Genomic DNA, 12392 nt, shown 5'->3' with positions numbered 1-12392 from the left:
TACCCTTCGTCTTTGCGATTAATCCCCACAGGTAGATCCATGTCCCTGGAACAGAACTACACCGAGATCCTCAGCCAGCTCGGCGAGGACGTCTCCCGCGAAGGGCTGCTCGATACGCCCAAGCGGGCCGCAAAGGCCATGAAGTACCTTTGCCGCGGTTATGAACAAACCCTGGAAGAAGTCACCAACGGCGCGTTGTTCACCTCCGACAACAGCGAGATGGTGCTGGTCCGGGACATCGAGCTGTACTCGATGTGCGAACACCACATGCTGCCCTTCATCGGCAAGGCCCATGTGGCCTATCTGCCCAAGGGCAAGGTCCTGGGCCTGTCGAAGGTCGCGCGCATCGTCGACATGTTCGCCCGCCGCCTGCAGATCCAGGAAAACCTCAGCCGCCAGATCGCCGAGGCCGTGGAGCAGGTGACCGGCGCCGCCGGCGTGGCCGTGGTGATCGAGGCCAAGCACATGTGCATGATGATGCGCGGTGTGGAAAAACAGAACTCGACCATGATCACCTCGGTGATGCTCGGCGAATTCCGCAGCAATGCGGCGACCCGCAGCGAGTTCCTCAGCCTGATCAAGTGATCGGCTGGTGATTGCGAGCCGACCCTTGGGGTCGGCTTTTTCATGTCTTCAGGAGTTGCCCATGATCGTCAAAGCCTTGCGGGTCGGCCTCGGCCAGCTCATCGTGTTCGGCGACTGGATCAGCCGCCCGGCCAAGCGCAAGCGCGACGCCACGGCCCAGGCCCGTGTCGAGCAGGAGGCCAAGGGCCTCGCGCTGTACCAGTTCCATGCCTGCCCGTTCTGCGTCAAGACCCGCCGCACCCTGCACCGCCTGAACGTGCCGGTGCAGTTGCGCGATGCGAAGAACGACCCGGTGCACCGCCAGGCCCTGCTCGAGGGCGGCGGCCGGGTGAAGGTGCCGTGCCTGCGGATCGAGGAAGCGGGCAAGGTGACCTGGATGTACGAGTCCAAGGACATCATCGCCTACCTGGACAAGCGGTTCTCGGCGATCTGACCAGCCTGCGGCTGCCTGTACCGGCCCTATCGCCGGCAAGCCGGCTCCCACAGGGGATACCTGCGCCGAACCTGTGGGAGCCGGCTTGCCGGCGATAGGGCCAGCACAGGCAACACAACAGCCTGGTTCAATCGACCATCGGCACATGCCGCGGATGGCTCGCCACCCGCGCCAGCCAGGCCTGCACCGCCGGGTACTCGGCCAGGTCGAACCCACCCTGATGGGCCACATGGGTGTAGGCGTACAACGCCACATCGGCGATCGAATACTGCTCTCCCACCAGGTATGGGGTCATCTGCAGTTGCCGCTCCATCACTTTGAGCGCCTTGTAGCCGCCCTTGTGCAGCTTGCGATACTCCTCCACACGCTCATCCGGCAAGCCCAGGTAGAACTGGATGAAACGCGCCACGGCAATGTAGGGCTCGTGGCTGTACTGCTCGAAGAACTGCCATTGCAGCACCTGGGTGCGCAGGCGCGGTTCGCTGGGCAGGAACTCGCTGCCGTCGGCCAGGTAGTTGAGGATGGCGTTGGACTCCCACAGGCAGGTACCGTCCTCGAGCTGCAACACCGGCACCTTGCCGTTGGGGTTCATGGCCAGGAACTCGGGCGTCTCGGTCTCGCCCTTGAGAATGTCCACCGGATGCCATGTGTAAGGGCGGTCCAGCAGGTGCAGCATCAACTTGACCTTGTAGCAGTTGCCTGACTGGTAATCGCCATAGACCTTGTACATCACCCCTTCCCTCTCGTGCAGTTGCGCAATCGTGCCCAATAATTGGCGACTGTACGGCTAAATGCAATGGTTGCTGTATGGCAAGCATTGCGCCGGGTCACGGTACGCTGAAAAAACTGCTTACACGTTTACAAGGACTTTTCCATGACCGATGCCACCTCCGCGCCGTTGCGCCCCCTGGCAGACAGTTCCCCGTCGGCCGTCGTCGCCGGCTTCATCGCCATGCTCACCGGCTACACCAGCTCGCTGGTGCTGATGTTCCAAGCCGGGCAGGCTGCGGGCTTGACCAATGCGCAGATCTCCTCGTGGATCTGGGCCCTGTCGATCGGCATGGCGGTGTGCAGCATCGGCCTGTCGCTGCGCTACCGCACGCCGGTGACCATCGCCTGGTCGACTCCGGGCGCGGCGCTGCTGATCACCAGCCTGGGCGGGGTCAGCTATGGCGAGGCCATCGGCGCCTACATCACCTGCGCAGTGCTGGTGCTGGTCTGCGGCCTGACTGGCAGCTTCGAGCGCCTGGTGCGGCGTATCCCGGCGTCGCTGGCCTCGGCCTTGCTGGCCGGGATCCTGTTCAAGATCGGCAGCGAGATCTTCGTCGCCGCCCAGCACCGCACCGTGCTGGTCCTGGGCATGTTCTTCAGCTACCTGGTGGTCAAGCGCCTGTCGCCGCGATATTGCGTGCTGGCTGCACTGCTGGTGGGCACGGCGCTGTCCGGTGCCCTGGGCCTGCTGGACTTCAGCGGCTTCCACCTGGAGGTGGCGAAGCCGGTGTGGACCACCCCAAGCTTCTCGTTGGCGGCGACCATCAGCATCGGCATCCCGTTGTTCGTGGTGGCCATGACCTCACAGAACATGCCGGGCGTGGCCGTGCTGCGCGCCGACGGCTACCAGGTGCCGGCCTCACCACTGATCTCGGCCACCGGCCTGGCCTCGCTGCTGCTGGCGCCGTTCGGCTCCCACGGCATCAACCTGGCAGCGATCAGCGCGGCGATCTGTACCGGGCCACATGCCCATGAAGACCCGAGCAAGCGCTACACCGCGGCGGTGTGGTGCGGGATCTTCTACGGCATCGCCGGCGTGTTCGGGGCCACGTTGGCGGCACTGTTCGCGGCGCTGCCCAAGGAGCTGGTGCTGTCGATCGCCGCGCTGGCGCTGTTCGGTTCGATCATGAACGGGTTGAGCGTGGCCATGGGCGAGGTGCGCGAGCGGGAGGCGGCGTTGATCACCTTCATGGTCACGGCCTCGGGGTTCACCTTGTTTTCCATCGGCTCGGCGTTCTGGGGGATCGTGGCGGGGGTGCTGACCTTGCTGATCCTGAGCCCGCGCAAAGCCTGAAACCCACGCAAAACCCTTTGTAGGAGCGGCCTTGCGCCGCGAAAGGGGCGCGAAGCGGCCCCAGGATTTGCGCCATGGCACAGCATGTCGGGGGCCGCTTTGCGGCCCTTTCGCGGCGCAAGGCCGCTCCTACAGATTTACAGCCGGAAATGCCCCACCATTCCTTTCAGCTCATCGCCCAACTGCGCCAGCTCCACACTGGACCGGGCATTGTCCTGCATGGCCAACGCCGCCTGGTCGGCACTGCCGCGGATCTGCGTGACGCTGCGGCTGATCTCCTCGGCCACTGAGCTCTGCTGCTCCGCCGCTGCGGCGATCTGCTGGTTCATCTGCTGGATCAATGAAACCGCCGCAGCGATGCTGCCCAGCGCGCTTTCGGTGTGCAGGGCGTCGGCCACCGCCAGGCGCACCAGCTCGGTACTGCCACGGATCTGCGCCACCGATTGGGCGGCATTGCCACGCAGGCTGGCGACCAGGCGCTCGATCTCCTCGGTGGACTGCCGGGTGCGCCGGGCCAGGGCCCGCACCTCGTCGGCCACCACAGCAAAGCCACGGCCCTGCTCCCCGGCCCGGGCTGCTTCGATCGCCGCGTTGAGCGCCAGCAGGTTGGTCTGCTCGGCCACACTCTTGATCACTTCGAGCACATCGCCAATGGTGTGGATCTCGTCGCTGAGGCTGTCGATGCTGGCGCTGGCCGTCTCCGCCGCCGCCGCCAACTGCTCGATCCGCTGCATGCTCTGACGCACCACCTGCTGGCCGGACTCGACCTTGTCGTCGGCGCTCTGCGCGGCCTGGGCGGCCTCCTCGGCGTTGCGCGCCACATCGTGCACGGTGGCGGTCATCTGCTGCATGGCCGTGGCCACCTGCTCGGTTTCTTCCTTCTGGCTGCCCACTTCGCGGTTGGTCTGCTCGGTGACCGCCGACAGCGCCTGGGCGTTGCCGGCCAACTGTTCGATGCCCTGCTGCAGGCCGCTGACGATGCCGGACAGCCCCGCCGCCATCTGCTGCATGGCCAGGGTCAGCTGGCCGACTTCGTCGCGCCGGGTGGTTTCGCTGTCGATCGCCAGATCGCCCGCAGCGATGCGCTGGGCCCGGGCGATCACGCGCTTGAGCGGGCCGACCACGGCACGGGTGATCAACCAGGCGGCCAGCACACCGACCAGCAGCGCCAAGGCCGTGGCCAGGCCGATGGCGACGGCGCTGCGGGCCAGCTCGCCCTGCATGGCCTGCTCCTGGGCGGCGTAGGCCTGGTCGACCCGTGCGGTGACCTGTTCGGCGCGGGCCTGCAGCTGCGCCTTGATGCCCTGCTCCTTGGCCAGCAGGTCGGTGTATTCGTTGAGCTTTTCCGAGAAGCTGGCGATGTGCCCGGCCACTTCACCCAGCACGCTCTGGTAACCGGCATCGGCCACCGAGCCCTTGAGCTGCTCGACCAGCGCGCCGGCCTCGACGGTCTGGGCGATGCGCCCTTCGTTGACCGCCTCCTCGCCCTTGCGCCCCTGCTCCAGGCGCACCCGCGCCTCGTCCATGGCCTGCAGCATCAGCCGCGACACCTGGGCCACCTGCCCGGCCTGCTCGAGGAACTCGCTGCCCTGCTGGCCCTGGGACTGCTTGAGGGTATAAGTGCCGTCGTCGGCCAGGCCCATCTGCAGCACATCGAGGTTGTTGGCCACGCTGGACACCGACCAGCTGGCCATGTCCAGGGCCAGCTCCTTGGCCTGCACCGCTTCGACGAAGACGTCGAAGGCCTGGCCATAGGCGCTGAGGTCGGCTTGGGCGGCAGCCAGGGCGGGCAGGCTGCCGGCGCGCTCTACCAGGCTTTTCAGGTCGTTGCGCAGGGCTTCGGCTTCCTTGATGTCCGAGCGCAGGGCGAAGGATTGCTCATGCTGGCGCAGCTTGAGCAGGTCGGTGTTGAACTGGCTCATCTGGCGCAGGCTGTCGAAGCGCTGGCCGACGCCGTGGAGGGCGAAGATACCGATGGCGGCGACCGCCAGGGTCAGCAGCAGGACCAAGGCAAAGCCCAGGCCGAGCTTGCGGGCCATGCCCAGGTTGGCCAGAACACCGTGTTGGGTTGCCCTCATTGCCTTTTCCCCCCCTGCGTTTTAGGGCCGCTGTGCGGCCCATCGCGGGGCAAGCCCGCTCCCACAGGGTTCGCGCATTCCTGTAGGAGCGGGCTTGCCCCGCGATGGGCTGCAAAGCAGCCCTTTTTATTCAGCCAAGAGTGGCAACACCCGCCCCCCACCCACAAGACCCAGCCACCACAATGGTGTCAAATAGCTATGACCCTGTCGCTTTCAGCATGCTGAAGGTCGCCCTGCGTGCCGAAAGAACGCCTGGGCCCGTTTGTCCTGCCCGTAGGCGACGTTGATCCGCAGCCAATCGCTGGGCGCGCCCTCTGGGTCGAAGGCACTGCCCGGCGTCAGCAGCACCGCGTGCTCCAGGGCGATGCGCTCCAGGCTGGCAAAATCTCGCCCCGGCGACCGGGCCCAGACGAACATGCCGCCATAGGGCTCGCAGAACACCTCCCAGCCAAACGCCTCCAGTTGCCCCAGCACCTTGGCCATGTGCTGCCCCAGGCGCACCCGCAGGCGCTGCACGCTCTTGCGGTAGCTGCCAGTGGCGAGCATCTGCCCCACCACCTGCTCGGCAAAGCGCGAGGTGCCGATGCCGGTGACCATCTTCAATTCGGCCAGGCGGGCGATCAGCGCGGCGTCGGCCACCAGGTAGCCGACCCGCAGGGAGCTGCTCAAAGTCTTCGAGAAGCTGGCCATGTAGATCACCCGCTGCTCGCTGTCGAGGGTGGCCAGGCGGGTGGCCGGGCCGTCCTGGAAGTCGGCGTAGAGGTCGTCCTCGACGATCCGCAGGTCATGTTCCCGGGCCAGCTCCAGCAAGCGATAGGCGACCTTGGGGGTCAGGCTGGTACCGGTCGGGTTGTGGTACAGGCTGTTGATGAACAGGCAGCGCGGGCGATGCTCGGCCAACAGCCGCTCGAGGGCCTCCAGGTCCGGGCCGCTGGCCGTGCGCAGCACCGGCAGCATGCGCACCTGGTGCTGGCGCAGCAGGTTGAACAGGTTGTAGTAGCCGGGGCTTTCCACCAGCACCGCGTCGCCTGGGCGCAACAGGGTGCGCACCAGCAGGTCGAGGCCGTGGCTGGCGCCTTGGGTGGTGAGGATGCGCTCCGGGCCGGCGGGAATGTCCAGGCGGGCCAGACGCTTGTGCAACTGCTGGCGCAGGCTGGCCAGGCCCAGGGGTGGGCAGTAGTCGAACAGGTCTTCTACGCTGCCGCGGCTGACCTGGCGTATGGCCTGGGCCAGCTCGGCGTTGGCGCGCCAGGCGCCGGGCAGCCAGCCGCAGCCGAGCTTGAGCAGCTCGTCGTGGCCTTCGCGGAACTGGCGCCAGCTACCGTCACCGGCCTCGCCCCAAGGTTGGGCGTCCTCGACCGCGAGCCCGGGTTTGCGCTCGGCGACGAAAAAGCCGGTGCCATGGCGCGCCTCCAGCCAGCCGCTGGCGACCAGGCGGTCGTAGGCCTCGATCACGCAGGATGCGCTGACCGCTAGTGTGCGCGCTTGGGTGCGGATGGAGGGCAGGCGTGCGCCGGGGCGCAGGCGCTGGTGTTCGATCCAGGCTTGGAGCTGGTCGGTGAGCTGTTGCACCAGAGGGGTGGTGGACTGGCGGTCCAAGTGGATGGGCATGGCAAGTGTTCGCTGTTTTTTGGCGAACAGTTAAGCATAAATGAGGTGGCCCTGTGTCTTGTGAGTGGTTTGGGCTGGGGGCACTGTGCCCCTACCGGCCCAATCGCCGGCAAGCCGGCTCCCACAGAAGCGGCGCTCACCCAGGCGGGGTGCACACCGGTCCTTGTGGGAGCAACTGTCTTGGTTGCTCGGCCGCCCCTATCGCTGGCAAGCCAGCCACAGGTACAGCGGTGTCAGCGCAGGACAGGTGGGAGCCGGCTTGCCGGCGATTGGGCCCGAACAGACACCCCATCAAGGATACCCCGATGCCCACCCGTTCAGCCCCGGCCCGCCTGGCCTTCGCCCTCTGCCTGATCACCCTGGCGGTCAACCTCCAGGCCCCTCTGTACATCGCCTACGCCGACCTCTCCGGCCAAGGCGCCGCCGCCACCGCGGTAGCCTTCTCTGGCTACGTGCTGGGCGTGCTGCCGGTACTGCTGGCCCTCGGCGGCCTGGCCGACCGCATCGGCCGACGCCCGCTGATCCTCGCCGCCCTGGCCCTGTCGATGGTCGCGACCGTGCTGATGTTGTTGGCCCCCGGGCTGCAGACCCTGGGCATCGCCCGCCTGTTCCTCGGCTTGGGCACGGGCCTGGCCTCGGCGACCGCCACCGCCTACATGGGCGAACTCATGGCCGGCGGCGACACCCGCCGCGCCGCCAACTGGGTCACCGCCAGCACCTCCCTGGGCTTCGGCCTTGGCGCTGCGCTGACCAGCCTGTTCCTGCTGAGCGGCCCGACCCTGACGCCCGGCAGCTTCCACCTGCAGCTGGCCCTCGCCGCCCTCGCCCTCGCGCTCGTCTGGCGCCTGCCCGACCCACGGCCCGCACAACGCAGCGCCATGCTGCGCCTGCCCTGCTACCCCGCCGGCAGCCTGGCCTACGGGCTGGCCATCCTGCTCGCATGGGCCTGTGTCGGGCTGGTGATCGCCCTGCTGCCCGGCATCCTGCGACAACACGGCCTGAGTGCCTGGTCGGGGTTCTCTACGTTTTGCGTGATCAGCTGCGGCTTGCTGTTCCAACCCATGGCCCGCCGCCTGCCCAGCGCCCGCGCCACCCTGCTGGGGCTGGTGATCCTGCCGTGTAGCTATGCCCTGCTGGCCTGGGGCGCCGACAGCGGGCATCTGCTGGCCGTGCTGGCCGGCGCAGTGGCGGCCAGCAGCGCCTGCTACGGGTTCATCTACCTGGGTGGGCTGGCGGCGGTGAACCAATTGGCCGGCACCGAGAAGACCCGCGCCAGCGCAGGGTTCTTCCTGCTGGCCTACCTGGGGTTCAGTTTGCCGGTGATCTTTACCGGCATGCTCAGTGACCGGCTCGGTTCGCGGACGGCGCTGGTGGTGTTTGGGGCGGCGTTGTTGCTGGGGTGCGTGGCGGTTGGCCTGGCATTGATGATGGCGACGCGCGATAGCGCTGTTCGCAAAGCAGCGCAGCCCTTATAGACCCAGGACAACGGTAACCCAATGGGCAGCAGGGCCCCTGTGGGAGCGGGCTTGCCCGCGATCACGGGCGAAGCCCGTGCCATACCACCGCGAAGGCAGGCCCGGCCCAATCGCGGGTCAAGCCCGCTCCCACAACATCGAACAACGCCGAGAGGACAGCCATGGACAGGGGCGCATGTAAATTTAAATTTGCAACAGAAAGGTGAAATAACTGTAATATTCCAAGGAATGATGGCCTTTTGATACTCACAAGGATGTAGCGTGGTCCGCAATACCCCAGAATGGTCCAATGATTTTCCGCATGTCGTAAAGCACCAACGCACCACTCTGCATTTCAAAGCCCCTCTGCGTCCCCATACCCGACATGCGCTCGAGCGGTTGATCGACCAGGCCAGCCGCAGCAAACGCATCAGCACTCCTCTCGATTGCCCGGAGCGAGCATTCTTCACCAAGCGTGAAAAGCTCGACTCACTGAAGAAGAAATGGCGCGTGCAAAGAGGTCGCCCAAAACGCAATGGCATGTTCGATTGGCCGCTCGAGGAACTGATCAACACACAAGAGGCTTCGCGACGCGGCGCTCGTGTACCACCCTTGGTAGGGTATGGCTATAGCCGCTCCAAGCTCGGGCTGGTGCAGGACCTGTTCCTGATTACCCAACACCTGGATGAATATCACGATGGGCTGGCCATACTGCGTCAGAGCCCAGAGGCGATCGACAACATAATCCGGGCTGCTTTCGAGTTGCTGCACGCTCTCCATAGCCTGGGCATTACTCATATGGACCTATGGGCTGCCAATATCATGTTGCCAACCCAACCTGGCGCCCAGCCCCAAGCCATCGATCTGGAAAATAGCTTCCACGTCCCAACAGACTTCCTTGGTGAAACGCTGGGCTTCCAGTTCGGGTTCTTCTATTTCCGCGAAGTCTACCGCTACATCACCGAAGCCGATTACGACACCCAGGTGGAACAAGCCCTCTCACACTATTTTCCACATATCGACCGGGAGGCATTCGAGCGGGTATACCGGATTGCCAAGCATCAGGACATCGGACGATTGGAGCGTCGCGATATCTTTCTCACAGGCACCGTCAACGCCCAGTACTGATTCTTAGATGGCCATGGCCCCACCATCCACAGCCAGGCTATGCCCGGTGGTGAACGCCGCCCCATCGCTGCACAGGTACAGCACCGCGCTGGCAATCTCCTCCACCTTGCCGATGCGCCCAACCGGATGCATCGCCGCGGCGAACTCCGCTTTGCGCGGGTCTGCCTCGTAGGCGCGGCGGAACATGTCGGTGTCGATCACCGCCGGGCACACCGCATTCACCCGGATGCCCTTCTTGGCGTATTCGATCGCCGCTGACTTGGTCAGGCCGATCACCGCATGCTTGGAGGCGCTGTAGATGCTCATCTTCGGCGCCGCACCCAGCCCCGCCACCGAGGCCGTATTGACGATGGCCCCGCCACCGGCGGCCAGCATCAGCGGCAACTGGTACTTCATGCACAGCCACACGCCCTTGACGTTCACCCCCATGATCGCGTCGAACTCCGCCTCGCTGCCCTCGGCCAGGCGGCCCTTCTCGATCTCGATGCCGGCGTTGTTGAAGGCATAGTCCAGGCGACCATAGGCCTCGATGACCTGTTCATGCAGCGCCTGCACCTCGCGCTCGCGGGTAACGTCGCACGCCAGGAACAGCGCCTGCCCACCCGCCTCGCGGATCAGCGCCACGGTGGCTTCGCCGCCGGCCACATCACGGTCGGCCACCGCCACCTTCAAGCCCTCGTCGGCGAACGCCAGCGCCGTCGCCCGGCCGATCCCCGCCCCGCCACCGGTGACCAGGGCAACCTGGCCGGAAAAGGTCATACTCATTGCTGGCTCCTGCATGCTGGTTGTTGTGCAGGGGGAGTCTAGACAGATCATGCGACCGCTGGGCAGCAGGATCATCCGGGTGGATCAGGGTGTATTTCCAGAGGATGTGGTGCTTGCCCCGAAGAACCCCTTGGGGCTATCAAGTGGGTTGAATTGTAGTTTCGTGACAGCCCCGATCGAGGGACAACCCGCGATTGCGCCGGCACTGCCAACCCCAAACCCAAGGGAACCCCCATGGCCCACACCAACCGCCGCTTCCTGCTGACCAGACGCCCCGTCGGCGCCGTACGCCGCGACGACTTCACCTACGAACAAGCCCCCGCCGCCGAGCCCGCCGAAGGCCAGGTGCTGGTCAAGAACCTCTACCTCTCCCTGGACCCCGCCATGCGCGGCTGGATGAACGAAGGCAAGTCCTACATCCCACCCGTGGCCCTGGGCCAGGTGATGCGCGCCCTGGGCGTAGGCGAAGTGATCGCCTCCAAGCACCCGGGCTTCCAGCCCGGCGACCACGTCAACGGCCCGCTCGGCGTGCAGGACTACTTCACCGGCGAACCCCAGGGCCTGTACAAGATCGACCCACGCCTGGCTCCCCTGCCCCGCTACCTCTCGGCCCTGGGCATGACCGGCATGACCGCCTACTTCGCCCTGCTCGACGTCGGCCAGCCCAAGGCCGGCGAAACCGTGGTCATCTCCGGCGCCGCCGGCGCGGTGGGCAGCATTGCCGGGCAGATCGCCAAGCTCAAGGGCTGCCGTGTGGTCGGTATCGCCGGTGGCGAAGCGAAGTGCCGCTACCTCAAGGAAGAGCTCGGCTTCGACGGCACCATCGACTACAAGGCCGAAGACGTGCTGGCCGGCCTCAAGCGCGAATGCCCCAAAGGCGTGGACGTGTACTTCGACAACGTTGGCGGCGACATCCTCGACGCCGTGCTCAGCCGCCTGAACTTCAAGGCCCGCGTGATCATCTGCGGGGCCATCAGCCAGTACAACAACAAGGACGCCGTCAAAGGCCCGGCCAACTACCTGTCACTGCTGGTGAACCGCGCACGGATGGAAGGCTTCGTGGTGATGGACTACGCCAAGGAGTACGGCAAGGCCGCCCAGGAGATCGCCGGCTGGCTGGCCAGTGGCGAAGTGAAGAGCAAGGAGGATGTGGTGGAAGGGTTGGAGACCTTCCCGGAGACGCTGCTCAAGCTGTTCAGCGGGGAGAATTTCGGGAAGCTGGTGCTCAAGGTTTGAGGTTTGGCTTGGTAGGGCTTGAGTGGGTGGTGTTTGTGAGATCGAGCGCCGCCCGCGCGGCGCATCGCGAGCTGCGCTCGCTCCTACGTTTGTTTACGGCCAGTAACGCCTGTGACAGGCGCGCGCGACCGCCTGGTTCGTACGGCACGAAATTGCGTCATGCCCCAAGGCGCCCGCGCGAAAATCCCCCAGGAATAATTGGCCCGAAACAAACGTAGGAGCGAGCGCAGCTCGCGATGCGCCGCGCGGGCGGCGCTCGATCTCACAGGCACCGGCGCTGCCACGACGAACAAGAACGGCAAACGCGCCCCGCCTCAAATCAACCGCGAATCTCAGCCACCACCGCCGCCAACGCCTGCGCCGGGTCCGCCGCCTGGCTGATCGGTCGCCCGATCACCAGGTAATCCGACCCCGCATCCAACGCCTGGCGCGGCGTCAGAATCCGCCGCTGGTCATCCTGCGCACTGCCCGCCGGGCGAATCCCCGGGGTCACCAATTGCAACGACGGATGCGCCGCCTTCAACGCCGGAGCCTCCAGCGCCGAGCACACCAACCCGTCCATCCCCGCCTTCTCGGCCAACGCCGCCAAGCGCAGCACCTGTTCCTGCGGGTCGACATCCAGGCCGATACCGGCCAGGTCTTCACGCTCCATGCTGGTCAGCACCGTCACGCCGATCAGCAGCGGCTGCGGCCCGCTACGCTTGGCCAACTCTTCACGGCAGGCCGCCATCATGCGCAGGCCACCGGAGCAATGCACGTTGACCATCCATACCCCCATCTCGGCCGCAGCCTTGACCGCCATCGCCGTGGTGTTGGGGATATCGTGGAACTTGAGGTCGAGGAACACCTCGAAGCCCTTCTCGCACAGCGTCTCGACGATGCCCGACGCGCTGCTGGTGAACAGCTCCTTGCCGACCTTCACCCGGCACAGGGCAGGATCGAGCTGGTCAGCCAGCTTCAGGGCGGCCTCACGGGTAGGGAAATCCAGGGCGACGATCAGGGGCGTCTGGCAGGCGGACATGGGCAGGGTCTCTTGG

General features: G+C 65.8%; 11 protein-coding genes and 1 pseudogene. 6 read left to right on the top strand and 6 right to left on the bottom strand.

Translation table 11 applies throughout. The annotated features are described in order from the left end of the window. Window positions 1-39 precede the first annotated feature (39 nt). Window positions 40-585 (top strand): GTP cyclohydrolase I FolE, encoded by a 546-nt coding sequence (gene folE / locus ACXHGZ_RS05295; RefSeq protein ID WP_084854950.1) that lies wholly within the window; start codon window positions 40-42, stop codon window positions 583-585. 61 nt (window positions 586-646) lie between these two features. Beyond that, entirely contained in the window at window positions 647-1018 is a 372-nt protein-coding gene (locus tag ACXHGZ_RS05290) for a glutaredoxin family protein (RefSeq protein ID WP_480462747.1), read from the top strand. 127 nt (window positions 1019-1145) lie between these two features. Here ACXHGZ_RS05290 and ACXHGZ_RS05285 read toward each other — a convergent pair whose 3' ends face one another. Then, a complete protein-coding gene (locus ACXHGZ_RS05285; protein WP_480462745.1) occupies window positions 1146-1748 on the bottom strand; it encodes a glutathione S-transferase family protein in 603 nt (200 codons plus the stop codon). Between the two features lie 144 nt (window positions 1749-1892). On the opposite strand from ACXHGZ_RS05285, the gene ACXHGZ_RS05280 reads away from it, so the two are divergent. After that, window positions 1893-3083, top strand: coding sequence for a benzoate/H(+) symporter BenE family transporter (locus ACXHGZ_RS05280; protein ID WP_084854947.1), 1191 nt, complete (start codon window positions 1893-1895; stop codon window positions 3081-3083). Between the two features lie 137 nt (window positions 3084-3220). Here ACXHGZ_RS05280 and ACXHGZ_RS05275 read toward each other — a convergent pair whose 3' ends face one another. The 3 genes and pseudogenes from ACXHGZ_RS05275 to ACXHGZ_RS05265 all read right to left on the bottom strand — a co-directional run bounded on the left by ACXHGZ_RS05275 (window position 3221) and on the right by ACXHGZ_RS05265 (window position 6772). Beyond that, a complete protein-coding gene (locus ACXHGZ_RS05275) occupies window positions 3221-3925 on the bottom strand; it encodes a methyl-accepting chemotaxis protein (protein WP_411969632.1) in 705 nt (234 codons plus the stop codon). A gap of 204 nt (window positions 3926-4129) precedes the next feature. Further along, window positions 4130-4306, bottom strand: a pseudogene (locus ACXHGZ_RS05270) (HAMP domain-containing protein); the annotation flags it as partial. Window positions 4307-5374: 1068 nt separating this feature from the next. Further along, entirely contained in the window at window positions 5375-6772 is a 1398-nt protein-coding gene (locus ACXHGZ_RS05265) for an aminotransferase-like domain-containing protein (RefSeq protein WP_480462744.1), read from the bottom strand. A gap of 305 nt (window positions 6773-7077) precedes the next feature. On the opposite strand from ACXHGZ_RS05265, the gene ACXHGZ_RS05260 reads away from it, so the two are divergent. Beyond that, on the top strand, window positions 7078-8247 hold the full coding sequence (locus ACXHGZ_RS05260) for an MFS transporter (protein WP_480462743.1): 1170 nt from the start codon (window positions 7078-7080) through the stop codon (window positions 8245-8247). 261 nt (window positions 8248-8508) lie between these two features. After that, the gene (locus ACXHGZ_RS05255; RefSeq protein WP_480462742.1) at window positions 8509-9354 is read left to right on the top strand and encodes a lipopolysaccharide kinase InaA family protein; all 846 of its coding nucleotides are present in this window, start codon (window positions 8509-8511) and stop codon (window positions 9352-9354) included. 3 nt (window positions 9355-9357) lie between these two features. Here the strand turns inward: ACXHGZ_RS05255 and ACXHGZ_RS05250 are convergent, their stop codons facing one another. Further along, on the bottom strand, window positions 9358-10119 hold the full coding sequence (locus ACXHGZ_RS05250; RefSeq protein WP_480462740.1) for an SDR family oxidoreductase: 762 nt from the start codon (window positions 10117-10119) through the stop codon (window positions 9358-9360). A 234-nt stretch (window positions 10120-10353) separates the two neighbouring features. On the opposite strand from ACXHGZ_RS05250, the gene ACXHGZ_RS05245 reads away from it, so the two are divergent. Beyond that, on the top strand, window positions 10354-11355 hold the full coding sequence (locus ACXHGZ_RS05245) for an NADP-dependent oxidoreductase (RefSeq protein ID WP_324817731.1): 1002 nt from the start codon (window positions 10354-10356) through the stop codon (window positions 11353-11355). Between the two features lie 319 nt (window positions 11356-11674). On the opposite strand, the gene pyrF is transcribed toward ACXHGZ_RS05245, so the two are convergent. Further along, complete coding sequence (pyrF, locus tag ACXHGZ_RS05240) at window positions 11675-12376, bottom strand: orotidine-5'-phosphate decarboxylase (RefSeq protein WP_084854940.1); 702 nt, start codon at window positions 12374-12376, stop codon at window positions 11675-11677. Window positions 12377-12392: the final 16 nt, after the last annotated feature.

It is taken from the genome of Pseudomonas shiyinii (assembly GCF_056725765.1).
Note: the sequence above shows the minus strand (reverse complement) of the source record. Positions and strands in the feature narration are given on the sequence as shown.

What these genes read in the sequence shown, in the direction of transcription:
- folE (WP_084854950.1), top strand. Translation starts at nt 40, where the DNA reads ATGTCCCTGGAACAGAACTACACCGAGATCCTCAGCCAGCTCGGCGAG.
- ACXHGZ_RS05290 (WP_480462747.1), top strand. Translation starts at nt 647, where the DNA reads ATGATCGTCAAAGCCTTGCGGGTCGGCCTCGGCCAGCTCATCGTGTTC.
- ACXHGZ_RS05285 (WP_480462745.1), bottom strand. Translation starts at nt 1,748, where the DNA reads ATGTACAAGGTCTATGGCGATTACCAGTCAGGCAACTGCTACAAGGTC.
- ACXHGZ_RS05280 (WP_084854947.1), top strand. Translation starts at nt 1,893, where the DNA reads ATGACCGATGCCACCTCCGCGCCGTTGCGCCCCCTGGCAGACAGTTCC.
- ACXHGZ_RS05275 (WP_411969632.1), bottom strand. Translation starts at nt 3,925, where the DNA reads ATGACCGCCACCGTGCACGATGTGGCGCGCAACGCCGAGGAGGCCGCC.
- ACXHGZ_RS05265 (WP_480462744.1), bottom strand. Translation starts at nt 6,772, where the DNA reads ATGCCCATCCACTTGGACCGCCAGTCCACCACCCCTCTGGTGCAACAG.
- ACXHGZ_RS05260 (WP_480462743.1), top strand. Translation starts at nt 7,078, where the DNA reads ATGCCCACCCGTTCAGCCCCGGCCCGCCTGGCCTTCGCCCTCTGCCTG.
- ACXHGZ_RS05250 (WP_480462740.1), bottom strand. Translation starts at nt 10,119, where the DNA reads ATGAGTATGACCTTTTCCGGCCAGGTTGCCCTGGTCACCGGTGGCGGG.
- ACXHGZ_RS05245 (WP_324817731.1), top strand. Translation starts at nt 10,354, where the DNA reads ATGGCCCACACCAACCGCCGCTTCCTGCTGACCAGACGCCCCGTCGGC.
- pyrF (WP_084854940.1), bottom strand. Translation starts at nt 12,376, where the DNA reads ATGTCCGCCTGCCAGACGCCCCTGATCGTCGCCCTGGATTTCCCTACC.